The organism is Streptomyces sp. NPDC046915 (assembly GCF_040644935.1).
Lineage (GTDB): Bacteria > Actinomycetota > Actinomycetes > Streptomycetales > Streptomycetaceae > Streptomyces.
On sequence record NZ_JBEYXB010000016.1, the window covers coordinates 69,974 to 96,744 of the forward strand.

Here is a 26,771-nt window from a genome sequence, read left to right on the forward strand (position 1 = left end):
GTCGGACGTGCCCTGCTGATGTCGATGGTCGGGGTGACCCCCTTCGCTGTTCCCGCCGGTTCTACGGCCGCGAGCAACGCCGCGGCGAACGTCTATTACGTCGCCCCGAACGGCAGCGACAGCGCCACGGGGACTCAGGCCGCCCCCTGGGCGACGATGGCCCACGCGCAGGCCGTCGCCCAGGCGGGCGACACGGTGTACTTACGGGGCGGCACCTACAGCTACACCCATGCGAACACGAGTTGCGCGAGCCAGACGGCCAGAGTCGACGCCATCACCCTGAACAAGAGCGGCAGTTCGGGTAGTCCGATCCGATACTGGGCCTACCCGGGGGAGAGGCCCGTCTTCGACTTCTCCGGCATGAAGGACGACTGCCGGATCAAAGGCTTCGACGTCACCGGCAGCTGGATCCATCTCAAGGGCCTGCAAGTCACCGGGGTGCCGCAGAACAACGACCTGAACCACGAGTCATGGGGGATCTGGGTCTCGGGGAGCAACAATACCTTCGAGCAGGTCAACACCCACCACAATATGGGGCCAGGTCTGTTCATCCAGAACGGAGGCGGCAACCTGGTCCTCAACACGGACTCGCACGACAACTACGACCCGCACAGCTCCAGCGGCGCCGGGGAGAACGCCGACGGATTCGGTGCGCACATCTCGGCAGGCAATCCCGGGAACGTGTTCCGCGGCTGCCGCGCGTGGTGGAACTCCGACGACGGGTTCGACCTGATCAATGCCTATTCGTCCGTGACCATCGAGAACTCCTGGTCGTGGCGCAACGGGTACCTACCGGAAACGACCACGGCATCCGGCAACGGCAACGGCTTCAAAGCGGGCGGCTACGGTGGCGACTACGACGCCGCCGCCGTGAAGCACACCGTCCGTACCTCGGTGGCATTCGCTAACAGGGCGGCGGGCTTCTACGCCAACCACCACCCGCTCGCCAACGACTACTTCAACAACACCAGCTACGGAAACCACCCCGACTTCAACATGCTCGGAGTCGACTCGAGCGGTGCCGCCGTCGGCCGGGGCAATCTGCGCAACAACATCGCCTACACCGGTACTCTCACATCGAACATGAGCGGCACGAGTGCCGCGAACAACTCCTGGAACCTAGGCATCGCACTGTCGGACTCGCAGTTCCAGAGCGTGTCGACATCCGGATGGGACGCGTCCCGCGGGGCCGATGGCAGCCTGCCCGTGCTGCCCAACCTCCGCCTCGCCGCGAACAGTGCTTTGATCGACAAGGGGGTCAATGTGGGCCTGCCGTACAAGGGGGCCGCGCCGGATCTCGGTGCCTTCGAATCATCCGGCAGCACCGTCCGTGGCTCGTCCCGTCGCTGATTCCTCAAAAGCAGCGCGCCGCCCGGGCGTTGTGCTGGCTGTTGGCCGCCATGGCGGTCACGCTCGTGGCGCTGGTCATCTGGGGACTCCCGACCGACGCGTCGAAGCCGCAGCTCAACGGCCGCCAGTCAGGAGCCGACATCACCCTCACCGCCACTACCCCCGATCCGGTCAACCCCGAAGGTCCATGGCGCCACCGGATGACCAGCGAGAGGTTCGAGCAATCGCTCCGCGTGGTGATCAACACGGTGGTCTTTCGTTCTTCCGGCCAGGACCTCACCAGCATCGACACCTACACCGAGATGGCCTCCCGTCTGGCCGAACCCGTCCTCCTCGGCCTGGTCGCCCTCGGGGTCCGCAACCGCGTGAAACGTCAGACGAGTGATCGGCAGCGCTGACGGTGCGTCCGGGAAGGTGCGGAGGGTGTCCGCGACCGTCAACCGCGGCAAGCGGCCTGGACATCCTGTTCACCGGACAGCACGTGAAGATCGACGACGTGCTCGGAGACACCCTACGGCTGAGCCGCTCGCCGCGGTTGACGGACTCCGGGCTCTTCTCTCTCCGTTACGGAGGCAATGCCGGCTTCGGGTCGGAGGCCAAGTGGTTGCGGTTCGTTCGCTTCCGTCCGTAGCCAAATTCCTCACGTACCGAAGCAGCAGAGCCGGAGCAAGCCGCTGGGGGCCGCGCTGCCTGGCTGCGGTGGAGTTGCCGCCGGAGATGGTCAGCTAGTTCTGCGCGGCGGAGCGCCGTCGCCTCCCGCCGAGTCGCGGTAGTCACTGGCCCGGCGGCGCACCTCGAACCTCGGCCCCGGATCAATTCGCCAGCGGCGCGTCGCTCAGCACGTCGAAGCGGAGGGCCTCCTGTGGGATGGCATGGCCGGTAACGAGCAGGTCGCCGGCCCGGTCGCGCACACGCGTTGGCCGAGTGCGTGACCTGCGCGGGCGGTGGTCGTTGAGTACAACATCGCGCCATGGACATCCGACCCCCCGCGGATGCGCGAACCCTTGTGAGGGTCCGGATCATCGCCTGGCCCGGGCCCTCACTGTCGGGCACCGAAAAGACGTGGTGGTAATTGCCCGGCTGCCGGTGGAGGAGCGCGCCCTCGCGGCCGCTCATCGTCGACCATGCGTTCTGGGACGGCCTCGCCGTGGCCGACGTCCTGCGACCCCTCACGCGCTCAAGCGTCACCGCGAGCAGAAGACGGCCGACGAACTTGGCTCAACTCATCGCGCGGCACGAGCACGCCGGGCATGTCACACCTCTTCACCAGCCCCATGGCCGCGGCCGCGGCGGATCCAGCGGGGCTGTCCGTCCTGAGACTGACGGCAGCGGAGACGGCCGCCGCCCCTGAGCCGGCGGGGGCGACGGCCGTGCCGCGAGAACCGTGCCCCCCAACACGAGACTCGCGCGGATGTCCTCCAGGCTCCTGGGGGGCGTGGGAGACCGCCCCACTTTGACCGAGCCGTAAGGACGTGGCACTGGCGACCGGTTGACATCGTCTTGACGGCCGGCGGCAGCTCCTGCCCTCGATTGTGGAGCCCGGCATGGTGTCGGAGATGGGGCTGAGCGGACCATGCCGTGGGCCGAACGGACACTGTCCTGGGGCCAGTGGCCATGGGCGACGGGCGAGTTGGGCCGGCCGGGCCTGCGGCGCCGGGACCATCGGCGTGACCCGCGGGCGGTGCGGCCGCTGATGGCGGCCGACCGAAGCGCAGAAGGATCAGTCGCGGATCGAGTCACCCCAGTGACCTGTACAAGGAGCCCAGCCATGCCAAGAACCAAAGGAGACGGAAGGGGGACGGTGCCTACGGCGGCGCTCGGCCTTCCCGCCGCCTCCGCGCTCGTGATCGGCAGCATCATCGGTACCGGAGTCTTCGCGCTGCCGCCCGTCATCGCCGGAGTAGACGGATCGGCCGAGAGCCTCGCCGCCGCCGAGTGGGCCGCCCGCGAGGCCGTGCGGCGTGACCGACCGCTGCGACTGGTGCACGCCTGGAACTGGCATCCCCGCCAGACGGAAGGCGAGCCCGCGAACGCCGCGCAGCGGCATCTGGCGCAACGTGTCCTGCGGCAGGCGGAAGAACTCATCCGCAGCGCCATACCGGCCGTGCACCTCACGGACGAGCAGGTCGAAGGCCCGGCGACCCAGCCCTGTTGCAGGCCGCCGAACAGGCAGACCTGCTGGTCCTGGGCTCACGCGGCCTGAGTGGCTTCACCGGGCTTCTCGTCGGCTCCGTCGCCCAAGGGGTGGTCGCGAAGGCCACCCGCCCCGTGGTCCTCGTAAGGACAGGGGAAAAGGCCGAGGACGAACACTTCCCGGCCGACGATGGCAGCCCGTCCATCCGGACCGGCTACCGTGATGTGGTCCTCGGCATCGACCTCGCCGATGCCTGTGACGAGGTGATCGAGTTCGCGTTCGAGGAAGCCCGGTTGCGGCGAGCCCGGCTGCGTGTCGTGTAGGCCTGGCAACCGCCTTCCGCGATCAGCCTCGGGCCCGGAGACATCGGTCTGGTCAAGGATCCCGCCCGGTCAGGGGAGTGGCAGGGGTTCCTGTCCGCCGTGCTGGCGGTGTGGCGTGACAAGTATCCCGAGATCGCGTCCGGACAACAGTGATTCACCTGGAACTCCTATCGGATGCGCCGGCGGGCCGGATGGGCGGTGTTCAGCGGGTATTCCAGAAGCCCGAACGGGGATCGGAGGTCCAGCCGGTGGGGCCCGGCCGTCGCCGATGCGGTCGCCCTCCGTCAGAGCGCACGGCTATGGCACGGCGGGCGGCTGCCTGCGGCTGAGGAGCCTGTACTTCACGGGTGAAGGGTTCACCGTCCAGGCCGCCGACTTTTCCGACACCGGTCTCGAGCGGCTGCGCGCCGCTGCCGCGCGGAGGGACGCCGACGGGCCACGCTGCTGTGCATGGCCCTGTCCATGAAGGAGATCCGCGCGCTGGTGGGCTACGCGCGCCGCGTGCTGCGGCCGGGCGAGGTCTTCCTCTGCACCCTCCGGCACCGCCGGGGACGCCCACTGTGGTGCCGGCATGCCGTACGGGGATGGCATCTTCGGGCAATTCATGTTGGCGTTCTTCGCTGTGCTGGAATACCCCCAGGGGGTATGTTGTTGGTGCGGGTGACCCGATCCGGCAAGGGGAGGCTGAAGATGGACCACACTGCACATCAGCAGCACGAGCACGTCGACCATGCTCACCATGGGGCCGGTGTTTCCTGGCGCACCGCCGCGCAGGCGACACTGCACTGCCTGACGGGCTGCGCCATCGGCGAAGTCCTCGGCATGGTGATCGGCACCGCCGCCGGGCTGCACAATGCGGCCACCGTCGTCGTCTCGATCGCGCTGGCCTTCGTCTTCGGTTACGCGCTGACCATGCGGGGCGTGCTGCGCGCCGGACTGCCGGTCCGCCAGGCACTGAAGGTTGCTCTGGCCGCGGACACGGTGTCCATCGTTGTGATGGAACTGATCGACAACACCGTCATGGTGGGGGTTCCTGGTGCCATGGATGCGGGTCTGTCCCAGGCTCTGTTCTGGGTCTCGCTTGCAGGATCGCTTGCTTTGGCCTTCGTGCTGACCACTCCGGTGAACCGGTGGATGATCGGCCGCGGCAAGGGGCATGCCGTCGTGCACGCCTACCACTGACGGCCGCAGTGCTCCCACCCCGGCCCGGGCCCCATGGCCCGGGCCGGTCCTGTTTGGCTTGGTGGTGGAGGGCGAGTGGACAAGGGCCGTGGGGCTCAGCGGGCGCGGCCGGCCACGACCGCACCGCCACACCGGCTACGACACCAACGTCACTCGCGCGATCCTCACCGCCTGCGCCACGGCCTGCAAGGCCTGCGGCGACGAATGCGCCTCCCGCGCCGACCAGCACGTTCACTGCCGCATCTGCGCCGAAGGAGGACTGCGGTCGAGAGGCCGCGCTCGCGCCCCGTGGTGCGGGAACCTCCCGGCTCAGTTGATGCGGCGCAGGACGGCCCAGCTGCCCCAGCCCGCCTCGGACTCCGTGGCCTGCCAGGTGCCGGGCAGAGCTGTGGCGACGGTGGCTGCGGGAAGGTAGAGCGGCCCGTCGCCGCCGAGCTGGTTGATCCACAGCAGTACTCCGCCGGGTGCCAGGACACGGGCGGTCTCGGCAGGGAACAGGAGCATGTCGATCGCCGCGAGGGCCGCGACGGAGGCGTCCGGCAGCGGCAGCCTGCTCGCGTCGGCGCGCACCCGCCACGGGGAGCGGCCGTGGGCCTGCTGCAGCATGCGCATCGACAGGTCCACGCTGATCACCTGCGGGAAGAGGGCCGTCAGTGCGGGGGTGAACAGACCAGTGCCGGAGCCGAGTTCAAGACACGGCCCCTGCGGCATCGGTCCGCCGCGGGTGAGGGCATCGCGTAGGGGGTCGTCGCGGCCGGTGGCGCGGGTGGTGTCCCAGTCGGCGGCGAGCTGGTCGAACAGGTCTGCGACGAACTGGGCCGCTTCGGCGCTCCAGGGCCGCTGACCGGCAGCCAGGTCCTGGGCGAAGGCCCGGAAAGACTCGGTGGTGCCAGGCGGCGGAACCGGTTTGCCGTCCGGGCTGGGCAGGACGCGCGGCAAGGTGACAGTCACACAAGTACTCCACCATGCGGGCCGTCTTGCACGGATCGGCCCGGGGGCGGAACGGGCCCTCCACCCGCGGGTGGAGGGCCACCGCGATTCTTGGGTCTGATGCCAATACCCGCTCGGGTAAGGATGCCCAGCGTGAAGGCCTGGTGCGGAACGGGAGCTGGGCGCAGGGGATCAGGATTGGTAGGCGACCAGCGCCATCATGCCCGCCTCTCCGTGGTAGGCGTTGTGGCAGTGCAGCATCCACTGGCCCGGGTTGTCGGCGTCGAAGTACACCGACACGGTCTTCTTCGGCAGGACGACGGTGGTGTCCTTGCGCGGTCCGCTGCTGCCGAGCTGGTAGGTGTGGCCGTGCAGGTGCATCGGGTGCCACATGGTGGTGGTGTTGACGAAGTCGAGCCGGACTCGCTGGCCCTCCTCGACGATGATCGGGTGGGCGGTCGGGTGGTTCATGTCGAACCGCCGGCCGTTGACGGCCCAGTTGTAGGTCATCATGCCGCCGGTCAGCTCGATGCGGTGGACCCGGTCGGCCTTCTTCGCCGCCAGCCGGACGTCGTCCGCCGCGCGGAGCTGTGATGCGGCCATGAGCATGCCGTCCAGTTCCGTCGGGCGGACGGCCGTCTGGGGCGTGCTGCCGGGGCCGGTGCGGATGACGGCCATGCCGGTGGCGTTCTTGCCCTCGGCCAGCGCCACCAGGGGGAAGACGCCGTCGTCCAGGGTGACGAGGACGTCGTAGCGTTCGCCCATGCCGATCAGCAGGGCGTCGACCTGCTGGTGTCGGACGGGGAAGCCGTCGGTGTGAGTGATGGTGAGCTTGTGGCCGCCGAGGGCGACGCGGTAGGCGGTGTCACCGCCGGCGTTGATCAGACGCAGCCGGACGCGCTTACCGGGCTTGCTGCGGAAGACCGCCGGGTCAGCCGGTACACGGCCGTTGACCAGGTGGTAGGGATACTTCACGTCACCGGCGTCGCCACCGAGCAGTCGGCTCTGAGCGCCCATCAGCATGAACTTCCCGCCCATGTCTTCGCCGGAGGGCGAGGCGGACGGGGAACCGCTCATGCCGTCCATGCCGCCGCTCATGTTCATGCCACCCATGTCTCCCATGTCGTGGCCGGAGGAGTTGGACGGGCTGCCGGAGTCGTTGCCCATGTGCATCCCGCCCATGCCCTGCCGCAGCTCGGCGAAGACGTCGTCCGGGGTGCCGGTGACGCCGTCGAGCCAGTCGTCGAGGACGACCACCCACTCCTCGTCGTACGACAGCGGCTCCCTGGGGTCCTCCACGATCAACGGCGCGTACAGGGCCCGGTCGAGCTGGACACCGACATGCGGGTGGAAGAAGTAGGTGCCGGGCGCGTCCGCGGTGAACCGGTAGGTGAAGTTCCGTCCTGCCCGCACGCCCGACTGGGTGGCCGGCGGCGCCCCGTCCATGTCGTTGCGCAGCGCAATGCCGTGCCAGTGGATGGAAGTGGTGGCCTGGTTCGGCAGCTGGTTGGACAGCGTTGCGGCCAGCGTGTCACCGGCCGTCACGCGCAGTTCCTTGCCCGGGACCTGGCCGCTGAAGGCCCAGGTCCTGGCCGTGATCCCGGCGCCCAGATCGGCCCTGGCCTGCGTGGCAGTCAAGGTCACTTCGTGTGTCCTGCCGGTCTTGGTGCGCTTCTTGTCTGCGGCGGCGACGGCGGACCCGGAGGGGCTGACCAGAGCAGGCGCACTGCTGGAGCTGCTGCAGGCGGCGAGCGCGCCCGCGCCCGCGAAGCCGAGCCCGGCCAGTAGGACGGAGCGGCGGTTCATGCTGTTCACAGGGGGTGTCCTTCTTCTCGATATCGCTGTTGTTCGGTCGCGTGCGGACACGGCTGAGCGCACGCGTGAGCGCGCAGCCGCGAGCGCGGCCTACAGCAGCAATCGAGAGAGGACCGACAGATCGGGTGGTGCCCGGCTCGTGGTGCCCGGGACGTCGCGGCCGACGGCTCCTCCGGGAGGGAGAACCGGAGCACAGCCGGTGCAGAACCGGTGGGGAGGCACCAATTTCAGGCTGTCGACGCCGGCTGCCGAGCAGTGCTGCATCACTGTGCCCGAGCACGCCCCGTCATCGTGGTGGGCCGCGGTCGGGGCGGTGACGCCCGGCCGTACGGCGTGTCCGCTCGGGGGTCCGGGCTTCGCTGGCGTGGCCGTGTGGTGCATGCTCGCCATGCCGCTCGTCTCGGGGGCCCCTGCGGGTGGCACGTGCGTGATGACAGCGGCCGTTTCGTGGTGGATGAGAACGGCAAGCGTCGCCACCAGAGCGATGACGGCAGCGTGTGTCCACCGGAGCGCGGCGCCGTGCGTGGCGCCTCGTCGGTGGCCGGCTGTCGTCATACTTCTATTCCACGTCAGGGAGTGAGCGGATCAGGTGCCGCCAATATACCCCGAGGGGGTAATGGGTGGTCTGTGCGGGAGGTGGACGGCGGACGCGGCCGGCACGAGGTCGTTCCTCCATCGGGCCGAGCAGGATGAGTCCGAAGGCGGCCACGAGCCTGAGATGGGCGGTGAACGGCTTGGACGGCTCAAATGCGGATGCCTGGATCTCGGGACATGAGGAGATCATGTGCCGCTTGATCAGCAGGGCGTGCCAGACGAAGAGCAGCAGAACGAGGCCGGGGACGATCACCGCCTGGGCGTTCCGGTGAAGACCGCCAGGAACGTGAGCAGCAACATCGCGGCACCGAGGACCCAGTTGCCCTCGCGGGGTTTCTTGTACGAGGCGTGGAAGAACCCGCGGGCACGCTGGCTCCCGTCAGCCGTTTCCCAGGCGGTGACGTCATGAGGCTGACGCGGTCGGGGCTTGGTCCAGCCGAGGGGCGCTGGACCGGCTGCATGGGTGATCACCGGCTTGGCTCCGTGTGCTGGTGTGCCGATCCGGCAATCACACTGTGTGCTGGGGCGAGTTTCTTCGACTTGGCGCCTCGGCTGTGGGTGGTGCCGTGGCCGGTTGCCGAGCCGGCTGCGGCCCACCGTGATCCCGCCTACGTGCTCGAGCCGAGGATCGTTTCTCGGGTGAAGCTGTGCTTGGCGCTCGTGTCAGCTTGTGACGCGGCGGGCCGGGACGGAGTTTCTTCGACTTGGCGCCTCGGCTGCACGTCGCCTTCTGGGTCGGTGAGGCGCCTGCTCCGGGCTTCGGCGGCACCGAATTCCGTTGCTGTTCGGCTCAGGTGTCGAGGAGTTCCGGTACGAAGATGTCCTCGCATGTCAGCCGGCGCTTCGACAGGCCCTGCTCGTGGTGGTAGCGCAGGAAGGTGTCGATGGCCTTGCGGTTCGCGCCGATTCCGTAGGGCCACCAGTCGTCGCCGAGCAGCCGACGGTTCTCCTCGAACAATGCGCTGTACCACGGCGTGATGAGGCCCATGTGCTGCTTCGCGGCGTCGTCGAGGTACTTCCGCTCGGCGAGCTTCTTGGCTTCCGTGAAAGCGTTGTAGACGGCCCGTGTGAGGCCCCGTCGGTGTGCCAGTTCCCTGCGGATCGCGACGATGTGCATCGGGGGGAAGATCCCGGTGCGGCGGTAGTAGTCGCGCTCCACCGCCTCGTAGTCGGGGAACAGGCGGGCGACCTTCGGCGAGCCGTCCAGCACCGCCTGTGGCAGGTCGACGGAGATCAGTGCGTCGATCTCGCCGGATTCGAGCATGGCACCCAGGGTCTGGCCGTCCTCCGCGTGGCGCACGTCGACGCCGTCCGGGACGGGCTGAGGGACCCAGTCGAAGGCGGGGACGGGGTGGTTGGTGCCGCCGATGACCCAGCGGCACTGGTCAGGGGTCATGCCGTATTCGTCGGCCAGGATGCCCTTCGGCCAGATCCCGGCGTCGTGGCCGTAGAGCGCGAACTCGCCGACGGTCCTGCCGACGAGGTCCTGCGGCTTCTCGATGCCGCTGGCGGTGTTCACGAAGATTGCCGAGTGGCGGAAGTTGCGGTTGGGCAGGACCGGCAGCGCCAGGAACGGTGCATCGTCGAGGTCGAAGGTGCGCAGGAAGTAGGTGAGACCGAACTCGGCGAGGTCGTAGTGCCCCTCGATGGTGCGGCGGAAGATGTCCGATACGAGGGGTGCCGTCTCGAATACCGCGTCCACCCCGTCGACCGCGACCCGGCCGTCGAACAGTGCCTCAGTGTGCTCGTAGGCGTAGACGCCGATGCTCAGCTTCGTGCTCATCAGGGATCTCTCTCTGGGAGTTCGTGGGCGGCTCGCTTCCGTAAATGACCGTTCACTTTTATGATGGCTCCGCAGTAGCCGAGCCGTCAAGGTGAATGTTCATTCACGATGAGAGGTGCCGCCATGCCGCGCATCACAGCCGAGCGTCGCGAGGCCAAGCGCGCCGAGGTCGTCGCGGCGGCCCGCCGCTGCTTCGCCCGCGACGGGTTCCACCAGACGTCGATGCCGGACATCGCCACGGAGGCGGGCGTCTCGGCCGGCGCGCCCTACCGCTACTTCACGAGCAAGGAGGAGATCATCCTCGCTATTGCGGGCGACGCGTTCCGGCTGATCTTCGAACCGGTCGAGCGGCTGGCCGAGAGTACGGACGCCCCAGCCGTCGCGGAACTGGTGGCCGCGGCGCTCGACACGATCAGCGGCGAGACGGTGCAGGACACGGCGGGGCACACGGTCGCGGTCGACGAACTGCTGCGCTGCGTCGTGCAGGCATGGTCGGAGGTGCTGCGCAACGACGAGGTGCGTGGCCCGGCTGCGGAGGGCTTCGAGAAGGTCCGCGCCAGTATCGCCGACGCGCTGCGCCGCGGCCGGGCCGCGGGCACGGTGCCCGCCACCGTGGACCCGGACCGCGGAGCCCGCGTGGTGTTGGGGCTCTTGCACGGATTCCTGCTCCAGCGCGTGGCCTTCGGACTCACGGACACGGCAGGCTTCGCAGACGACCTGCACGCCGGACTGATCTTGTGATGGGCAACGACTGCGCCAACGCGATAGTCCGGCGGCCTCGCCCGACTCAGCCCCAGCACTCGGGTGACGGCGGTTTTCAAGATGCATGCCCCTCTCGGACCGGGGCGACGGTGAGGGCGACGACTCAGCGATGGGGCGAGATCGGTCAGGTCCGAGTGAAGCCGTGGTTCTCGAAGACGGTCATCGGGCCGGTGTGCGGGAACGAGCCTGACACCGAGCGGTCGTCGGTATCCTCGGGGTAGCCCTCGACCGTGCCGCCGCCCTTGTCGGCGATCTCGGCTAGGGCCTGTCCGGCGGATCATGCCTGGGATGCCGTGGTCTGGCGCGCCCTTCTGCGGCGTTGTCGGCAGGTGAGGGGGAGAATGAGCGGCGCGGCCATAGTGGAAGACGTCGATGCTCGCGGCATGCAGCACTGCGAGACGACGGCGCTGGGTGTGCTGCTGCGGCATGAGGGACTCGACTTGTCCGAGCCCATGCTGTTCGGACTCGGCTCTGGGCTGTCCTTCGTCTACTGGGACAGCAAAGCCATGGGTTTTCCCTTCCTGGGAGGTCGGGTCAAGCCGTTCGAGCTCACCAGGAACCTGGCCGCCGCCCTCGGGCTTGAGCTGCTGATCGCGGAGACCACCTCCCCGCGCAAGGCATGGCAGAACGTGGCGGCACCCATCGACGCCGGTCGGCCGGTCGGCCTGCAACTCGACAGCTACCACCTGGACTACTTCAGCACCAAGGTGCACTTCGGTGGGCACGTCGTGGCCATGTACGGCTACGACGAACAGGACGCCTACCTGGTGGACACCGACCCGCAAGGGGGAGCCGTCTCCACCAGTCTCGCCGGCCTGGCCAGAGCCAGGGCCGAGCGCGGCCCCATGACCGCCAAGCACCGCTCCTTCACCATCACGGCGCCCGACAGCCCGACGCCACCGCAGGACCGGATCATCCCCGCGATCAAGACCTGCGCCGACGCCTTCCTGAACCCGCCCATCGCGAACCTGGGCCACCGGGGCATCGAGAAGACCGCCAAGCAAGTGCCGAAGTGGCTGCAGCGCAGCGACAATCCGCGGGAAGACCTACCACGGATCGCCCTCCTCATGGAGAAGGCCGGCACCGGCGGCGCCCTGTTCCGCAATCTCTACCGGGACTTCCTCGCCGAGTGCGCCCAGCTGATCGACAGCAGCCACCTGCGCACCGGCCACGCCCTGTACACCGAGGCCGCCGCCCTCTGGACACAGGTGGCCGCACTCGTCGCGACGGCAGGCGAATCCGGCGACGCGAAGAACCTCATGCAGGCCGGCTCCATCCTCCACGAGCTCTCGCGCATCGAACGCGATGCGATGCGGGCGCTCAGCCTGCTCTAGGTTCTGTCCGATGGTTCGTGTGACGGGGTGGTGGCCTAGTGTTTGATGCCGGACGGCGGGATTGCTCGTCGAGGTACACGGCCGAAGCAGAAGCAGGGATGAGAGGGATCACCTTTCCTGCCTGGCAAGGATCCCAGGATGTGCCCCTGGCTGAACTGCTGGTTCGCCGAGAGCGTGCTGGTCGTCGTCCTGAGCGAAGTGGACAGTTCGTTTTGGTACGTCAGGGCCGCTGACGAGCGCGTGCTCAGCGGACTTCGCCACCACTACCCGGGCGCCACCAAGCTCTGAGCGGCGTCTCATCCAGTGTGGAGCCACAGGCGGATGGCAGCGACCGTCGCTGTGCCATGAAAGACGTATGCACGGACGGTAAGTCAGACCGCCGCGAGCCCGGCCTGCGCCGACCCTCGCATCGCAGCAGGACCCGGGCGGGGCGACGGTGCGTGTGAGCGGCCGCGTGTGTGCCTGTGCGGGCCGGATGAGCTGGTCGGCTGGGCGCGTACGCCGGTGGTAGACAGGCCGGTGTGGGTGCGCTGCCCCGTTCGGCCTGCGTGAGGTGTGGGCGCTTCTTTCGGACTGCGGCAAGCGCCTGTTCCTGCGGCCCGTTCTGACCGCAGCCCAGCTGCCGCCGCGGCCCACTTCCGTTGGGGTCGCGGCGGTGCGCATCTGCTCCGGGTCACCCGACAGTGTCCCCGGGCCTCACCTATTGCCTGCCGGGAAGATCGTTCGGCCGAAGCCCTGCAGAGCCTTTCGCCGCGTAGGCGACCGCCCTTCACGACCGCGTCCTGTGTGGGCAGCCCCGACCAATGTCTTGGTCGGGGCTGTCTGCGTTGCGACCGCCGGCCGGATGTATCGGGGCCACTCTGCCTCGGCTTCCGTGTCGGCCCGGAGCGCATGGATGTTGGAGGGGGGCGACGGTATTTCGCCACAGTGCGAAACGACCTCTCCGTCCCGACGCTTGCTCCACCTATCGAAACTCGATAGATTTCCATCGAAACTCGTTGGGATGGGTGGGTCATGGGAAAGCTGACAGTGCATGCGCTGCGTGCCGTGCTCGTGGTGGTGCTCGCCGGCACCGTGTTCGTACAGGCATCGATGGTGTGGGCGTTGGTCACCGACCCCGAGGACGGCTCCCTCCCGCTGACCCCGCTGCGCGTGATCACGATCCTGGGCATGGTGTCGGCCCAGGTCGCCCTGGTCTGCGTATGGCGACTGGTGGCGATGGTGCGACGCGGAACCGTGTTCTCCCACGCCGCCTTCCGGTACGTGGACGGGATGATCGGCGCGATCGTGGCGGCCGCCCTCCTGTGGTTCGCGGTCACGGCCCTCAATGCGCCGGGCCAGCGGGCCGACCCAGGCGTCACCCTCATTATGGGCGGGGTCGGCGTGGCCATCCTGGGGGTCGCGCTCATCGTGCTCGTGCTGCGGATGCTGCTCGCCCAGGCCGTCGCGCGTGACGTCGAAGCGGCGCGGATGCAGGCCGAGTTGAACGAGGTGATCTGATGCCGATCGCCATCGACATCGATGTGATGCTGGCCAGGCGGAAGATGTCCGTGGGCGAGCTCGCGGACCGCGTGGGGATCACGCCGGCCAACCTGGCGGTACTCAAGAACGGCCGCGCCAAGGCGGTGCGCTTCGCGACGCTTGCCGCGCTCTGCGAGGTGCTCAAGTGTCAGCCGGGCGACCTGCTGCGCTGGGAGGCCGAGGACGTCGCGGGCGAATGAACCGTGCCTGCCGACGCGCATTGCCGATCCCACCCGTCTTTGACCAACTCGGCGAGCTGTGGCTGGTGTATCCGTCGCTGGCGCGGCAGCCGCCAGGCTTCCGCGCTGCCTGAGCAGCGTGCGCAGCCGGGTACGGAGCGCCAGACGGTCCCCCGGCACACGCTGCTGTGCGCGGCTGGCTGGGAGGGAAAGCCGAACGCGTGCGCTCGTGCTCCTCAGGCTGGGGTCCGCGAGCTGTCCGCCATCGTGTGCTCATCCCGTGGGAGGAGCGACGCGAGCGCTTCGAGCAGTACCGGGCTATCAGCAAGCATATCCGCGCTGCCAGCCGCTCCGATGTTCTTTCATGATCGGCCAGGATCCTGTACTGACAACGTGCTCCACGATCCTGAAAGCCTCACCGACGGGCACGGTGTCCTCGTCCCGGTACTCGTCGTGCTGCCCGTTGGAGAGAACGAACCCCGCGCTCGATCCTTCGGCTCCTGGGGTCACGGCATTCTCGCCGGGATCGACCTCTCCGTCGAGCAGCATCACCATGGCCCGTTCGGTGTTCGTCACGAAGGCCAGCGATCGTCCCGACGAACTGGTCAGCCACGTCTGCAGCTGACCTCTGTCGACTCTCGCCCGAAGAGTCTCCCGTACCGCCTCGGGCGATACAGGGACGGGACTGCCGCTATCGATCGCCCAGGACTCGATCATGGGCACGACGATCTCATGGCCGGATCCGGTCTCGGATGCGGCGCGTGGCGTCAGGGCCGTACCCGTTGGCGGGTCAGTGCGCGAGCACGTCGGGGAAGCCGAACGTCGCGACCAGAGCGGGATCGTGGAACTTGACCACGCGGGAGACGCCGGTGGTGGTGAGGGCCAGCACCACGGCGCCGGCGGCTTGGAGCGCGCCGTCCCCCTCTCGGTGGTACACGACGGCGGCGGATTGGCCGTTGGCCGTGGTGGGGAACATCCGCCAGTCGCCCGGTGTGCCCAGCACGTACGCGTCGAGCATGTGGGTGCACCTCGCCCGGCCCGCCTGCCAATCGCGGAACGGCGTCGCCTCCAGCGTGGCGTCCGTGCGCAGCACCTGTTCCAGCAGGCCGGCGTCGGAGCGTTCGAAGGCTGCGATGTAACCGTCGAGAAGAGCCCGTGCCCGTTGGTCGGTCGGTTCGAGCAGTTCCTCGGGCTCCGGCTCCAGTTCGTCCAGCCGGGCGCGGGCGCGCTGCAGACCGCTCTTGACCGCCGCCGTGGTGGTGTCGAGGATCTCTGCGGTCTCGGCCGTCGAGAACGCCAGCACCTCGCGCAGGATGAGGATCGCACGTTGGCGGGCGGGCAGGTACTGGAGGCTGGCGATGAGCGCCAGCCGCAGCGACTCGCGTTCGACCACCACCGCAGCCGGATCGTCGGCGGGCGGGGCGATCCATGCGTCCGGCAGCGGTTCCAGCCACGAGACCTCGCCCGGTGCAACGGGACTCGGCGGGCGATCTGGTCCGTCGTACGGGCCTGCCAGCCCTGAGGGGAGCACCCGGATCGGGCGCGGCTTCATCGCCGTCAGACAGACGTTGGTGGCGATCTTGTAGAGCCAGGAACGAATCGATGCCCGGCCCTCGAATCCGGAGTAGGACCGCCACGCCCGCAGATAGGTCTCCTGCACCAGGTCCTCGGCATCGTGCGCCGAGCCGATCATGCGGTAACAGTGCGCCAACAGCTCCCGGCGAAACCGCTCGGTCTCGTCGGTGAACCGGTCTTGATTCGGTGCCGGCCGCAGATCCGATGTCACGCCGTGAGCCTAGTACTGCACCACGTCTGGGCGTGGCCCACGTACCGACGCGACCTCATCGAGTTGCACGATCATGCCGCGGAAGGTCGCGTAGCGGGCCAGGTTCGCCGCGGCATCCTCGGCGGTGCGCCGGCCGATCTCGGACCTGAGCGCGGCTTCCAGCGCGGCCATGTCGTCCCAGTCCAGCATCACAACCATGTAGCACGGCTCACCGATCACGGCTGCCGGCTCATGACTGCGCGTGTAACGACGCAGGCCCGGATACTGTTTCGCCAACGGAACGTGGACTTCGTTGTAGTGACGTTCGAACGCCTCGACGTCGGTGGGGGTGTCGTACATCACGACGAATCGCGCCGTCTGCTCGGCCTTGGCGGCCGCGTCCACGGTTGCGGTCATCTGTTTCAACTCCTGTCATGGAAACCTCCGGTGTGCGACGCCACCGGCTCGGTACAAGGGGGGTTTCTCAGGGGAGCAGGGCCAGCTTGCCGACGGTGGCCCTGGCTTCCAGTTCCGTCAGCGCTTTCGGGCCGTCGGCCAGTTCGTACAGGGTGGGCAGGCTTGGGGCGAGCACGCCGGCCGCGATGAGCGCGGACAGCTCACCCATCAGCTCGCCGAACATCTGCGGTGCGGCCTGGATCAGCACGCCGATATTGAGACCGATGATGTGGACCTGGTGCTTGTACACCAGCTCCCAGTTGGTGATCGGGGCTTCACCGCCTGCCATGCCGTAGACGATGACACGGCCGGTGACCCGCTTGGCCGCGGCCAGGCTGGCGGCGAAGGTGGCGCCGCCGGCCGACTCCAGAACCACATCGACGCCACGACCGCCGGTCAGCTCCATCACCTCGGCGGCGAGGTCGCCACCGACAGAGTCCAGGACGTGGTCTGCTCCCAGTGCCAGCACTGTCTCGTGCTTGGCGGGCGAGGCGGCGGCGATGACCGTCGCACCGTAGTGCCTGGCCATTCTCACCGCAGCCTGGCCGGTCCCGCCCGCCGCGGCATGGATCAGCACAACGTGCCCGGCAGCGATGCCGCCCAGAGGCTTGAGCGCAGCGAGCGCGGTGGGCCAATTCACGACCAGCCCCAGCGCCTGCTGCTGCGTCCAGCCCGAAGGCACCGGCACCGCCGCAGCCGCGCGCAGGACCATGTACTCGGCGAAAGCGCCGGTTCCGACGCCGACGACGCGGGTCCCCGGTTGCGGGCCGGTCACTGCCTCGCCCACCGCGACGACCTCACCGGCGGCCTCGAAACCCGCCAGGTACGGTGGCTGCGGGCCGTCCAGGAACGTGCCGTGGGCCTTCGAGATGTCGGCGAAGTTGACCCCGGCGGCGGTGACGCGGATCAGGACCTCGCCCCGGTCGGGGCTCGGCACCGGCGCGTCGGTGATCAGGCGCATGTCCTGCGGGCCATCGAGAGAAGTCTGCTGTAGCGCGCGCATGGTCGCGGGAATGCTCATCGGCGATCAGCCTTTCTTTCTCGGCGTACATGAGAGAGACCGACCGGCCCGTCGTGCGGGCCGCGCCTCTCACCATGTAGACCTCGGGCATCACAGAAAGGAATCGACCGCTCCCGAACCGCCTGCCGCGGCGGGGCTTGCGCCGCGCTCGGCCGGCGAGCAGCGCCCTGGCCGGCTCGCGGCGCAGTTCACCGCGGCCCTGGACGTAGCGGGTCTGGTAGGCCGTCTCGTGGACCGCGTGCCGTCGTCGTCGGCTCCAACCTCGGCACAACCTTCACGGTGGTCTTCGCGGCGTTCGCAGGCGTCGGACACGACGCGAAGATCGGCCTGCAGGCAGCCTTCGTGCATCTGAACATGGTGTGCGCCGCGTCGCTGCCCAGCCCCGCAAATCCGCGACTGATGATGCTCACGGCACAGATCAGCAGGTAGATCAGCCCGGCGACACCGCACCAGCCGAGGGCTTTGGCCCATGCGGGGAGCTGGATGGCTCCGGCGCCGCTCTCGGCCGCGGGGGTCGTGAGCGCCGTGCCACCGGCAGGTGTTCGCCCGGAAACGTCACCCTCTTCGTGGCTGTTGTCCGGCCCGCTGTCGGATGCGGCTTCCGCCATGAACCAAGGCTACGAGCTTCTGACGAGGGGTGCGCGTGGCTGAGCGCCGCATGTGTGCAATGGCTGGCTGGTGCCGTCAGCGACTGCGGTTTCTCCTGGCCCGACGACAGGCGGGCATGGTCGGCAGACCCGCCGGCCAGGGCCTCCTTTGCGGGCTCCGGCCGCATGTTGATGAGCCCGCACGATCGTGGAGTCCACCGACACCGCCCAAGCCAGGTCCCCGTCGGCGTCGGCCTGGGCCATCAGCACGGTGAACACCCGCTCTCACGTGCCGTTGACGGCCCACATCCGAAGCCGGTTCATGTGGGCGCGAGTGACCAGAGGCGATGCCGCGGGCAGGCAGCGGCGGGGCCCGGGGGGTCCGGCCGCGTGCCCGCCGGGGTGGTGTGTCAGAGCACGGCGAGGCGGTCCACCAGCAGTTCCACCCTCTGCTCGGTGTACTCCGGCGGCAGCCGCCCGGCCCGGGTCAGGGTTGCGATCCCGTGCAGGGACGCCCAGAACACCTCTGTGAACAGCCCCGGTTCGACGCCGTCCCCGGCGACCTCGCCCAGGCACTCAAGCAGCGCGGCGAAGGCGTCCTTCAGCGGCTCCGGCGTGTCCTCCTGCGCGTACGCCAGGCCGCCGTCGAGCTGGAACAGGGCGTCGTAGACCGCCGGGTTGTGCTCGGCGAAGTCGAGGTAGGCGCGGGCGAGGGCGGTGACCCGGGCGCGCGGGCCGTCCGCGGCGGCGGTCGCGGCCCGCAGCGCGACGGCCAGCTCGGCGGCACCCTGGAGGGCGACGGCGCCGATGATCTCGCGCTTGCCGCGGAAGTGGCTGTAGAGGACGGGTTGGCTGTATTCGATGCGCTCGGCGAGCCGGCGCGTGGTGACCGCGTCCCAGCCCTGCTGCTCGGCGAGTTCGCGGGCCGTCGCCACGATGAGGCGCTCGCGGTTCGCCCGCTCGCGCTCCTTGCGTTCCTGTACCGACATGATTCGATCCTAGCACCGCTAGACAACCGAGCGGCAGTAGTACTAGCGTTGCCTCATCAGCTAGCAACGCTAGATTTCAGGAGAGGTCGTCATGCTCAGCGCACTCGAAGTCGTCACCACCGTGGTTGTCGGCCTGATGGTGGGGGTGGAGTTCTCCGTCGCCTTCGTCATCAACCCGATCCTCAAGGCCCTTCCCGACGACGCCAGCCAGATGGGCCACAGCCACGGCGGCCGCATGCTCGGCGCCGTCATGCCGTTCTGGTACGTCGGCTCGCTCGTGCTCGCCGCGATCTGGGCCATCGCCGGATGGCACCACGGCACCGGCCTCGTCATCACCGCCGCCGCGCTGCTGATCCTCAGCGTGGTCATGTCGCTCCTGCTGCTCGTCCCGATCAACAACCGGAACAAGACATGGACCCCCGAGAACCGGCCCGAGGACTGGAAAGAGCAGCTGAACCGCTGGGACCGCTGGCACTACGTCCGCGTCGCCGTCATCATCGGCGCCTTCACCCTGCTGGTCGCCGCCCTCACCTGATACCGAAGCCGCCCAGACATGCACTGGTTCGCCCCTGTGTGTCGACAGCTTTCGCCCCGTCGGGGTGAGCCCGACAGGGCTTCGGATTTCTGACCCCACGGGCCGGCCCCGCGCCGGTGTGCCACTCAGATCCCACATACTGCGATCCCGACGAGCTACGCCCCTCGGTCAGCCGCGTCCGCGCGGCCTGATCAGGCCCTACCCGACTCAGCAAGCTCCACGAAGCTCACCAAGTTGGCGAAGACTCGCAAGGAGAAGAACTATGTCGCTGAAGAAGATCAACACCGTCCTGGCCGCCGCCTTCATCCTCTTCATCCTCTGGTTCGGGATGGAGTTCATCCTGAGCCCGGAGACGACGGCGCCGGGCTTCGGCCTGCCGAGCTGGCCGTCCGGCGACGGCGGCGGCTTCCTGATCATCAAGGGAATCCGCGACGTCGTCCTTGCCCTGGTCCTGGGCATCCTGCTGGTGACGGGCCACCGCCGGGCGCTGGGCTGGGTGCTGCTGGTGGAGGCCCTCGCCGCGTACGGCGACATGGCCACCGTACTGGCCCACCACGGCTCCGCGGCCACCGCGCTCGGCGTCCACGGCCTGACCGCGACACTGATGGTGGTCAACGGCCTGCTGATAATGCGCGAGACCCGCAAGGTCGCCGCCGCTCCGGCAACGCCCGCCCCGCAGCCCGCCTGACGCCACCTTGGCGCGTGTCGGTACTCGCCTGCCAGCGCCCGCCGGAAGAGGCGAGGCATACGAAAGCTGTCGCCTGATCGAGCCGTCTGTCTTTTGAAGTCCTGGCGGGCGTGGATGAGTTGCTGGGGCCATGGTCGGCCCCCGCACGCCGTTCGCTAGCATCCCTGGGCATGACAATGCGGGGGTGGCGACTGGGCGTCGTGGTGGTACTGGCGGCGCTCTGTGTCTCCGGTCCAGGACAGCCGGAGGCCATCCGTACGGCCTCGGACCTCGGCCCCCTCCCGGCCGACCGCTACGACTTCACGCCGCAGGACTACCAGCGATCGCAGCGGGCATCGGCGTTGCTGGTCCGGCAGTGCATGGCGGAGCACGGGCACCCGGACTTCCCGCTCGACCCCCGCTACCCCAGCGATCCCGTCGTCGCCACCGCGGTCGGCACCGACTACGGTGTCCTGGATCTCGACGCCGCCCGCCGCTGGGGCTACGGCTGGGACCCGGCGAAGTCCCGGGCTTGGCGGCCGAAGGGCCGCCGCATGACCAACGCCGAGTTTGCGGACTTCCCCGCCTGCAACACGGAGTCGGGCCGGCGGCTGATGCGCGGCATCGACGTCAAGCGGGACTGGCTTTACGCAAGTACACGGGCGATCGAGGTCGGCAAGGCCGTCAAGCGCGACCCGGGCCTCCGTGCGGCGTGGGATGTGTGGTCCCGCTGTGTGGCAGAACATGGATTCACGCGCTATCCCGAACCCGCGGCGGCGTACACGGACACCGCCTGGCAGCGGGGCAGTGACGGCAACACCCGGCATACGCCGCGGGAGCGGGCCACCGCAGTCGCGGACGTCGCCTGCAAACGCCGCCACCATACGGCCGAGCTCTGGCACGCTGTCCGGGCGCGGAAACAGGCCGCGGACATCTCCAGGCACCGTGACCGCTACGCCGCCGGGCTGCAGGCGCTGCGGACGTACCGGACCACCGTTGCCGAGGTGCTGCGGAAGCTCGGCTAGCGGGGTCCCGACGCATCACTGCGAGTCCTGCGGGTCCTGCGAGAGCCGCCTGCTGTCCCAGCATCCGGTCGACTGGAGCCCACCCCACTTCCGACACACCCAGCACACGGCCTCCCGCATCGGCCAATGGCGGAGCTGGTACGAACAAGATCACCTGTCGCTCCAGGACATCGCTGACCACGAAGGAATCAGCCTCGCCACTGTGCGTCTTGCCTTCCTCAAGAACGGGGTCCCCGCTGCGCCCCGCCGGGCTCCTGGAACGCGGTCAGGTAGGTGGTCGCGACTCGCAGGAGGCAGTCGGGTTCGCCGAACAGACGCTGTGCCGGGGCGACGACGGCCCGGTAGCCGCGGATGGCGCCCTCGCGCTCAAGGTCGCGCAGTCTGCGGCGGCAGGGCGAGACGCTGAGCTGCACGCGAGCGGCCAGCTCGGTGATCGTCAGGCGACCGTCGAGCTGAGCGCAGCAAGAATTTTCAGGTTCAAGGCCTCTACGAAGGAGATTCTTCCCCACGTGACGCGATCATGAGGGAGGAACGCAACCACTTTCGAGCCTCTCCGGCCTAGCCTTCCCTCCAGAGCACGACATGTGGGAGGGAACGATCGATGGACACGACGACGCCGGCCGGCTTTCCCGGCTGTGGACCTGCTGCTGGTCTTCACTCCAGGTGCGGACTGGGCCTACGCGATCTCCGCCGGCCTGCGGGGACGCTCGGTCGTCCCTGCCGTCACCGGACTGATCGCCGGCCACCTGGTCCACGCGCTCGTCGCCGTCGCCGGCCTGGCGGTGATCGTGGCGAGCTCCCCCGCAGCGCTCACCGCTGACCGTCGCGGGTGCCGTTCACCTGCTGTGGCTGGGCTGTGCTGGCCTGCGGCAGCCCGCCGTTCCGGCGGCCGCTGAAGACAGAGCGGGCGCCTCCCGACCGCAGGTCATGCTCAAGGGGGCCGGGATCAGTGGCCTGAACCCTGAGGCGCTTGCCGCTGTACTTCTCCATGATGACCGCCATCGGCGCCTTCCTGCTCGTGGAACGCTTGACCGGCTGAAAAGCCTGTCCCACTCCACCCGACACGCACTCGAAGGAGGCAGGAGCAAGCAAGCCCCTCGGTGCACAAGCGCGTCCAGGACAGCTTCGACCTGCAGGGCCTGATGTCCCACCTCGGAGCTCGGATCACCCACATCGGGCCCGGCCGGGTACACATCGTGCTCCCGGCCCGCCCCGAAGTGACACAGCAGCACGGCTACATCCACGCCGGCGCCACCAGCGCCATCGCCGACAGCGCCGGCGGCTACGCCGCTCTCACTCTGTTCGACGAGGACTCCGAGGTCCTCACCGTCGAGTACAAGATCAACCTCCTCGCACCCGCCGCCGGCGACCACCTCGAAGCGATCGGCACCGTCCTCAAGCCCGGCCGCACCCTGACTGTCTGCCGACTGGAGGTCTACGGCGTCCAGGCCGACGGCGCCCGCAAGCTCGTCGCCAACGGCCAGCAGACCCTGATCCGCGTCACCAGGCCCGCCGTATGAGCCCCCATCGGTCCACTCCGCCCCTGCCGTCCTGGCTGACCTGGTGGCAGCGCCCTTTCCCCGACGCCAACACCCTCCTGCTGCCCGGACGGCAACCGGCCCTGATCGACACCGGTTTCGTCGGCCACGCCGACGAAACCGCCGCCTGGGCCCGCGCACACGCCGGGAACATCGACCTGGTCGTCAACACTCACTGGCACTCCGACCACGTCGGTGGCAACGCCCTCCTCCAGGCCCGCGGCGCCGCCATCGCAGCCGGAACCCCGGAGGCCGAGGCAATCACCCGCCAGGACCCCGGCTGCTGCGCCGCCGAGTACCTCGACCAGCCCGTCGCCCCGTATACCGTCGACGTCCCGCTCGACGACGGCCAGGTCCTACGGCTGGGTGACACGGACTGGCAGGTCGTCGGCACGCCCGGCCACACTCCCGGTCATCTGGCGTTGTGGCAGCCGGAGGAGCGGCTGCTCGTGGTCGGGGACTCGCTGTCGGACTACGACGTCGGCTGGGTGAACCTGGCCCTCGACGGCCCCGACGCGTCGGCCACCGCGCTCGCCTCCCTGAAACGGATGGCCGACCTCGGCCCCCGCGTGGTCCTGCCCTCCCACGGCCCGATCCCCGCCGACCCCGCGGTCTCGTTCGCCGCCGCGCTGCGTCGTACCCAACGACTCGTGGACGACCCGGCCGGGGCGGTCTGGTACGGCGCCCGCCGGATCTTCGCCTTTGCCCTGATGATCCGCGACGGGATCCCCGCCGACGAGGTCGAGCCGTACCTCCACGCCCGTGCCTGGCTCACCGACGCCGCACGCCTCCTGAACGTGACCCCCGATGTCCTCGCCGCCGAGCTGGCGACGACCATGCTTCGCAGCGGCGCCTTGGCCCTGCGCGACGGCCGTCTCCACGCCGCTGCCGAGCACACCCCTGTGGCGCCCGGTGCGCTACGCGTGCCCTACCCCCGATTCTGGCCGACGGCCGAACCGCGACCTGTCCCGTAGAGGGTTCGAGGGTGGACCGCCGGACGGGGGGCGTCTCAGGTGTGCTGGTCGGCTGCGGGCGGCAGTGGGTCCAGTACGGGGTTGGTGAGGTGCTGGTAGATGATCGAGGTACGGAAGCCGATGATCTCGCGTCTGTTGGTGAACTGGTCCAGGAGGAACGCGTGCAGGTGGTCGATGTCCTGCGCGGTGACGTGGACGAGGAAGTCGTCGCTGCCGGCCATGGTGTAGACGGAGACGACTTCCGGCAGCTGGGACACCGAGCGTTCGAAGGCCGCGACGACGTCCCGGTTGAGCGGGCGGATCTGGGTGGACACCATCGCCTGCACGGGGCGGTTGAGGGCACGCAGCGAGACCTGGGCCCGGTAGCCCTGGATGATGCCTCGCCGGTGCAGCAGCCGGGTGCGTTCCAGGCAGGTGGACGGTGCGATGCCGAGCTTCTCGGCGAGGGCCCGGTTGGACAGCCGGCCGTCCAGCTGCAGATGGTGCACGATCGCCGAATCTACTTCGTCCATGACTGCCTTCACTCTCCATCCATCGAATTAAATTCGGCACATGCCTGTTTGCTCCGTTCATCACCCTAGCTTCTGACGTATGAGCCAAGCATTTACACATGAGGAAGTCCTCGTCCGGCGAGGCAGGCGCTCCGGTCTGCCGCTCATCGTCGCCGTCCATTCCAGGGCGCTGGGACCGGCGGTCGGCGGGTGCCGGCTGCGCCGCTACGACACGTGGCAGGAGGGGCTGACCGATGCGCTGCGTCTGTCGGAGGCCATGACCTACAAGGCCGCGGTGGCCGGTCTGGACTTCGGGGGCGGAAAGAGCGTGATCGCCCTCGGCAAGGACACCGAACTCACCGAGCAGCTGCGTGAGGCGGCCGTGGAGGATCTCGGCGAGCTGATCGCGTCGTTGGAGGGGTCCTACCGGACCGGCCCCGACGTCGGCACCGGGCCCGACGACATGGTCGTCCTCAAGCGGTTCTCGCCGTACGCGTACTGCGCCCCCGTTGAGCACGGCGGGACCGGGAACTCCGGTGGTCCGACCGCCACCGGTGTGCTGGCCGCCCTGCGTGCCGGCGCACGCCATGTCTTCGGCGATGCCTCCTGTGCCGGACGCACGGTGATCATCAGCGGTTTCGGGTCGGTCGGCAGCGGCATCGCGGCGGGCCTGGCCGCCGACGGGGCGCACGTCCTCGTCTCGGACGTGGACATCTCCCGCAAGGACCTTGCCCTGGCGAGCGGTTACGGATGGATCGAGCCCGATGCGGCACTGTCCGCGCCGGCCGACATCCTCGTTCCGGCTGCCGTCGGTGGCGTCCTGAGCGAGGAGAGCGTGCCGCTGCTGAGCGCGTCGCTGGTCGTCGGCCCGGCCAACAACCAGCTCACCGAGGAATCCGTCGCCGAGGCACTTGCCCGGCACGGTGTCGTCTGGATCCCCGACTACGTCGCCGGTGCCGGCGGCATCGTCTACGCACTCAGCCGGGAATCGGAGAACCACAGCCACGAGAGCGCTCTGCAACGGGTGGAGAGCATCGAGACCACCGTCGCCCATGTTCTCGATCTGGCCCGTGCCACGGGTGTCACTCCTCAGCAGGCTGCCCGGCAGATCGCCAAGGCTCGCCTCGCCTCCGCCAACTCCCCGGCCGGGGTTGTGCGATGACCGACACGATCACATCGCCGCCCCCTGCGGCGCAGGCGGAGGACCGTGCCATGAACGGGGCCCGCAGCGCTGTGGAGACGCTCGCGGCCACCGGTGTCGAGGTGTGCTTCGCCAATCCCGGTACCTCGGAAATGCACTTCGTCAGCGCCCTGGACCCGGGGTCGGGGATCCGGCCGGTGCTGTGCCTGTTCGAGGGCGTGGCCACCGGCGCCGCCGACGGCTACGCACGCATGAAGGGCAAGCCCGCCTCGACCCTGCTGCACCTGGGGCCCGGCCTCGCCAACGGGCTGGCCAACCTGCACAACGCCCGCAAGGCGCAGTCGCCCGTGGTCAACATCGTCGGCGACCACGCCCTGACCCACCAGAGGTTCGAGACCCCGCTGACCTCCGACATCCAGGCCCTGGCCCGGCCGGTCTCCCACTGGGTCCACTCCGCGCGTTCGGCGACCACGGTCGCCGCGGACGTGGCGCGCGCCGTCCAGGCCGCCTGCACCCATCCGGGCCAGATCGCCAGCCTGATCCTGCCCGCCGACACCGCCTGGTCACCCGCCACCGGCGCCGCCGCGCCCCTCCCGGTGCCGCCGGCGCCCGCGGTGGGAGAGCAGGTCCTCACCCGCACCGCCGACCTGCTCCGCTCGGGCCGGCGGATCGCGTTCCTGCTGCGGGGCGACGCGCTGCACGGCCCTGGACTGCAGGCGGCGGGGCGCATCGCGGCCGCGACCGGAGCCCGGCTGATCAGCGACACCTTCACCCCTCGGATCCAGCGCGGCGCCGGCCGCGTGCCGGTGACCCGTCTGCCGTACCGGGCCGACGACGCCACCCTTGTGCTGGCCCGGTTCGAGATCCTGATCACCGTCGGCACCGCGGCACCGGTGGCCTTCTTCGCCTATCCCGGCAAGGCCAGCGAACTGACTCCCGACATCTGCCGCCCCATGGTGCTCGCTCATCCCCACGAGGACGGCGCCGAAGCCCTCATCACACTGGCCGATCTCATCGACGCCCCGCCCGCACGCACGCCCCATCGTGCGTGGAGTGCACCGACGGCCCCCGCCGGCGGGGATCTCACCGCCCTCAACACGTTCCAGGTGCTCGCCCATCTGCTCCCCGAAGGGGCGATCGTCAGCGACGAGAGCGTCACCGCCGGCTTCGCCGGACACTCGGTACTCGTGGACGCGGCACCGCACGACCACCTCAACCTCACCGGAGGCGCCATCGGTCAGGGCATGCCCCTGGCCACCGGTGCGGCCCTCGCCTGCCCCGACCGAAAGGTCATCTCGCTCCAGGGCGACGGCAGCGCCATGTACACGCCTCAGGCCCTGTGGACCCAGGCCAGGGAGAACCTCGACGTCACCACCGTCATCTTCGCCAATCACTCCTACCGTGTACTCAACCAAGAACTGACCCTGCTGGGCGCCAACGCCCCAGGGCCCGAGTCCGCGGGCCTGCTGGAACTGGACCGCCCCCGACTGGACTGGGTCAGCACAGCACAGGGCATGGGCGTCGAGGCCACCCGCGTACGGACCACGAGCGACCTGGCCGGCGCACTGCGCAGCGCCTTCCACCACCGCGGCCCCCGCCTCATCGAAGCAGCCATCAGCGCACCGCCGGCGCCGTGACCACCACGCCCGCGGGCACCGGCAGCCTGTGCTCCGAC

General features: G+C 69.1%; 28 protein-coding genes and 5 pseudogenes. 19 read left to right on the top strand and 14 right to left on the bottom strand.

Annotated features, from left to right (window positions below; translation table 11 throughout):
• The first annotated feature begins 18 nt into the window (after positions 1-18).
• From ABZ915_RS33915 to ABZ915_RS33935, 5 genes and pseudogenes are all read left to right on the top strand, one after another.
• Complete coding sequence (locus tag ABZ915_RS33915; RefSeq protein ID WP_361811181.1) at positions 19-1,350, top strand: right-handed parallel beta-helix repeat-containing protein; 1,332 nt, start codon at positions 19-21, stop codon at positions 1,348-1,350.
• Positions 1,351-1,400: 50 nt separating this feature from the next.
• On the top strand, positions 1,401-1,748 hold the full coding sequence (locus tag ABZ915_RS33920) for a hypothetical protein (protein ID WP_361811183.1): 348 nt from the start codon (positions 1,401-1,403) through the stop codon (positions 1,746-1,748).
• 1,370 nt (positions 1,749-3,118) lie between these two features.
• Positions 3,119-3,807 (top strand): annotated as a pseudogene (locus tag ABZ915_RS33925) (universal stress protein).
• A gap of 690 nt (positions 3,808-4,497) precedes the next feature.
• Entirely contained in the window at positions 4,498-4,989 is a 492-nt protein-coding gene (locus ABZ915_RS33930) for a DUF4396 domain-containing protein (RefSeq protein ID WP_361811185.1), read from the top strand.
• 124 nt (positions 4,990-5,113) lie between these two features.
• Positions 5,114-5,242: pseudogene (locus tag ABZ915_RS33935) on the top strand (four-helix bundle copper-binding protein); the annotation flags it as partial.
• Between the two features lie 56 nt (positions 5,243-5,298).
• Here ABZ915_RS33935 and ABZ915_RS33940 read toward each other — a convergent pair.
• The 5 genes from ABZ915_RS33940 to ABZ915_RS33960 all read right to left on the bottom strand — a co-directional run bounded on the left by ABZ915_RS33940 (position 5,299) and on the right by ABZ915_RS33960 (position 10,111).
• Entirely contained in the window at positions 5,299-5,940 is a 642-nt protein-coding gene (locus ABZ915_RS33940) for a class I SAM-dependent methyltransferase (RefSeq protein ID WP_361811187.1), read from the bottom strand.
• A gap of 171 nt (positions 5,941-6,111) precedes the next feature.
• Positions 6,112-7,734 carry a multicopper oxidase family protein gene (locus ABZ915_RS33945; RefSeq protein ID WP_361811189.1) on the bottom strand — a complete coding sequence of 541 codons (1,623 nt, stop codon included), beginning with the start codon at positions 7,732-7,734 and terminating at the stop codon, positions 6,112-6,114.
• A 559-nt stretch (positions 7,735-8,293) separates the two neighbouring features.
• Positions 8,294-8,581, bottom strand: coding sequence for a hypothetical protein (locus ABZ915_RS33950; protein WP_361811191.1), 288 nt, complete (start codon positions 8,579-8,581; stop codon positions 8,294-8,296).
• Entirely contained in the window at positions 8,578-8,799 is a 222-nt protein-coding gene (locus ABZ915_RS33955; RefSeq protein WP_361811193.1) for a cytochrome b N-terminal domain-containing protein, read from the bottom strand. The genes ABZ915_RS33950 and ABZ915_RS33955 overlap by 4 nt, the downstream gene beginning before the upstream one ends.
• A gap of 319 nt (positions 8,800-9,118) precedes the next feature.
• The gene (locus ABZ915_RS33960; RefSeq protein WP_361811195.1) at positions 9,119-10,111 is read right to left on the bottom strand and encodes a 4,5-dihydroxyphthalate decarboxylase; all 993 of its coding nucleotides are present in this window, start codon (positions 10,109-10,111) and stop codon (positions 9,119-9,121) included.
• 123 nt (positions 10,112-10,234) lie between these two features.
• On the opposite strand from ABZ915_RS33960, the gene ABZ915_RS33965 reads away from it, so the two are divergent.
• From ABZ915_RS33965 to ABZ915_RS33985, 5 genes are all read left to right on the top strand, one after another.
• Positions 10,235-10,852, top strand: a complete 618-nt coding sequence (locus ABZ915_RS33965) for a helix-turn-helix domain-containing protein (RefSeq protein WP_361811197.1) — start codon at positions 10,235-10,237, stop codon at positions 10,850-10,852.
• A 404-nt stretch (positions 10,853-11,256) separates the two neighbouring features.
• Positions 11,257-12,207: a BtrH N-terminal domain-containing protein gene (locus tag ABZ915_RS33970; protein ID WP_361811199.1), complete on the top strand. Its 951-nt coding sequence runs from the start codon at positions 11,257-11,259 to the stop codon at positions 12,205-12,207.
• 138 nt (positions 12,208-12,345) lie between these two features.
• Positions 12,346-12,495, top strand: coding sequence for a hypothetical protein (locus tag ABZ915_RS33975; RefSeq protein ID WP_361811201.1), 150 nt, complete (start codon positions 12,346-12,348; stop codon positions 12,493-12,495).
• Positions 12,496-13,221: 726 nt separating this feature from the next.
• The gene (locus ABZ915_RS33980; protein WP_361811203.1) at positions 13,222-13,707 is read left to right on the top strand and encodes a DUF2975 domain-containing protein; all 486 of its coding nucleotides are present in this window, start codon (positions 13,222-13,224) and stop codon (positions 13,705-13,707) included.
• Positions 13,707-13,928 (top strand): helix-turn-helix transcriptional regulator, encoded by a 222-nt coding sequence (locus tag ABZ915_RS33985; RefSeq protein ID WP_361811205.1) that lies wholly within the window; start codon positions 13,707-13,709, stop codon positions 13,926-13,928. The genes ABZ915_RS33980 and ABZ915_RS33985 overlap by 1 nt, the downstream gene beginning before the upstream one ends.
• 300 nt (positions 13,929-14,228) lie before the next feature.
• Here the strand turns inward: ABZ915_RS33985 and ABZ915_RS33990 are convergent, their stop codons facing one another.
• The 5 genes and pseudogenes from ABZ915_RS33990 to ABZ915_RS34010 form a co-directional block, all read right to left on the bottom strand.
• A complete protein-coding gene (locus tag ABZ915_RS33990) occupies positions 14,229-14,624 on the bottom strand; it encodes a hypothetical protein (protein ID WP_361811207.1) in 396 nt (131 codons plus the stop codon).
• A gap of 73 nt (positions 14,625-14,697) precedes the next feature.
• Positions 14,698-15,693 (bottom strand): RNA polymerase subunit sigma-70, encoded by a 996-nt coding sequence (locus tag ABZ915_RS33995; RefSeq protein ID WP_361811209.1) that lies wholly within the window; start codon positions 15,691-15,693, stop codon positions 14,698-14,700.
• Between the two features lie 9 nt (positions 15,694-15,702).
• On the bottom strand, positions 15,703-16,089 hold the full coding sequence (locus ABZ915_RS34000; protein WP_361811211.1) for an EthD family reductase: 387 nt from the start codon (positions 16,087-16,089) through the stop codon (positions 15,703-15,705).
• Between the two features lie 67 nt (positions 16,090-16,156).
• Positions 16,157-17,149 carry a zinc-binding dehydrogenase gene (locus ABZ915_RS34005; protein ID WP_361811213.1) on the bottom strand — a complete coding sequence of 331 codons (993 nt, stop codon included), beginning with the start codon at positions 17,147-17,149 and terminating at the stop codon, positions 16,157-16,159.
• Between the two features lie 127 nt (positions 17,150-17,276).
• Positions 17,277-17,381 (bottom strand): annotated as a pseudogene (locus tag ABZ915_RS34010) (IS30 family transposase); the annotation flags it as partial.
• A 47-nt stretch (positions 17,382-17,428) separates the two neighbouring features.
• Between ABZ915_RS34010 and ABZ915_RS34015 the strand changes: the two are divergent.
• Positions 17,429-17,578, top strand: a complete 150-nt coding sequence (locus ABZ915_RS34015) for a hypothetical protein (protein WP_361811215.1) — start codon at positions 17,429-17,431, stop codon at positions 17,576-17,578.
• Between the two features lie 320 nt (positions 17,579-17,898).
• Here the strand turns inward: ABZ915_RS34015 and ABZ915_RS34020 are convergent.
• A pseudogene (locus ABZ915_RS34020) lies at positions 17,899-17,994 on the bottom strand (IS5/IS1182 family transposase); the annotation flags it as partial.
• A 152-nt stretch (positions 17,995-18,146) separates the two neighbouring features.
• Positions 18,147-18,725 carry a TetR/AcrR family transcriptional regulator gene (locus tag ABZ915_RS34025; RefSeq protein WP_361811217.1) on the bottom strand — a complete coding sequence of 193 codons (579 nt, stop codon included), beginning with the start codon at positions 18,723-18,725 and terminating at the stop codon, positions 18,147-18,149.
• A gap of 91 nt (positions 18,726-18,816) precedes the next feature.
• Between ABZ915_RS34025 and ABZ915_RS34030 the strand changes: the two genes are divergently transcribed.
• The 3 genes from ABZ915_RS34030 to ABZ915_RS34040 all read left to right on the top strand — a co-directional run bounded on the left by ABZ915_RS34030 (position 18,817) and on the right by ABZ915_RS34040 (position 20,952).
• Positions 18,817-19,260 carry a DUF1772 domain-containing protein gene (locus ABZ915_RS34030; protein WP_361811219.1) on the top strand — a complete coding sequence of 148 codons (444 nt, stop codon included), beginning with the start codon at positions 18,817-18,819 and terminating at the stop codon, positions 19,258-19,260.
• Between the two features lie 262 nt (positions 19,261-19,522).
• Complete coding sequence (locus ABZ915_RS34035; RefSeq protein ID WP_361811221.1) at positions 19,523-19,948, top strand: DUF4267 domain-containing protein; 426 nt, start codon at positions 19,523-19,525, stop codon at positions 19,946-19,948.
• Between the two features lie 170 nt (positions 19,949-20,118).
• The gene (locus ABZ915_RS34040) at positions 20,119-20,952 is read left to right on the top strand and encodes a hypothetical protein (protein WP_361811223.1); all 834 of its coding nucleotides are present in this window, start codon (positions 20,119-20,121) and stop codon (positions 20,950-20,952) included.
• Between the two features lie 281 nt (positions 20,953-21,233).
• Here ABZ915_RS34040 and ABZ915_RS34045 read toward each other — a convergent pair.
• Positions 21,234-21,461 (bottom strand): annotated as a pseudogene (locus ABZ915_RS34045) (winged helix-turn-helix transcriptional regulator); the annotation flags it as partial.
• Positions 21,462-21,801: 340 nt separating this feature from the next.
• Here ABZ915_RS34045 and ABZ915_RS34050 point away from each other — a divergent pair.
• Genes ABZ915_RS34050 through ABZ915_RS34060 form a run of 3 tightly spaced genes read left to right on the top strand, consistent with a single transcriptional unit; the run spans position 21,802 to position 23,464 of the window.
• The gene (locus tag ABZ915_RS34050) at positions 21,802-22,095 is read left to right on the top strand and encodes a hypothetical protein (RefSeq protein ID WP_361811549.1); all 294 of its coding nucleotides are present in this window, start codon (positions 21,802-21,804) and stop codon (positions 22,093-22,095) included.
• Positions 22,095-22,472: a PaaI family thioesterase gene (locus ABZ915_RS34055; protein ID WP_361811552.1), complete on the top strand. Its 378-nt coding sequence runs from the start codon at positions 22,095-22,097 to the stop codon at positions 22,470-22,472. Before ABZ915_RS34050 ends, ABZ915_RS34055 begins: the two co-directional genes overlap by 1 nt.
• Complete coding sequence (locus tag ABZ915_RS34060; protein WP_361811225.1) at positions 22,469-23,464, top strand: MBL fold metallo-hydrolase; 996 nt, start codon at positions 22,469-22,471, stop codon at positions 23,462-23,464. Before ABZ915_RS34055 ends, ABZ915_RS34060 begins: the two co-directional genes overlap by 4 nt.
• Positions 23,465-23,499: 35 nt before the next feature.
• On the opposite strand, the gene ABZ915_RS34065 is transcribed toward ABZ915_RS34060, so the two are convergent.
• Positions 23,500-23,976, bottom strand: a complete 477-nt coding sequence (locus ABZ915_RS34065) for an Lrp/AsnC family transcriptional regulator (protein ID WP_361811227.1) — start codon at positions 23,974-23,976, stop codon at positions 23,500-23,502.
• A 79-nt stretch (positions 23,977-24,055) separates the two neighbouring features.
• On the opposite strand from ABZ915_RS34065, the gene ABZ915_RS34070 reads away from it, so the two are divergent.
• Both ABZ915_RS34070 and ABZ915_RS34075 read left to right on the top strand, forming a co-directional pair.
• Entirely contained in the window at positions 24,056-25,117 is a 1,062-nt protein-coding gene (locus ABZ915_RS34070) for a Glu/Leu/Phe/Val dehydrogenase dimerization domain-containing protein (protein WP_361811229.1), read from the top strand.
• A complete protein-coding gene (locus ABZ915_RS34075) occupies positions 25,114-26,733 on the top strand; it encodes an acetolactate synthase large subunit (RefSeq protein ID WP_361811231.1) in 1,620 nt (539 codons plus the stop codon). Before ABZ915_RS34070 ends, ABZ915_RS34075 begins: the two co-directional genes overlap by 4 nt.
• Positions 26,734-26,771: the final 38 nt, after the last annotated feature.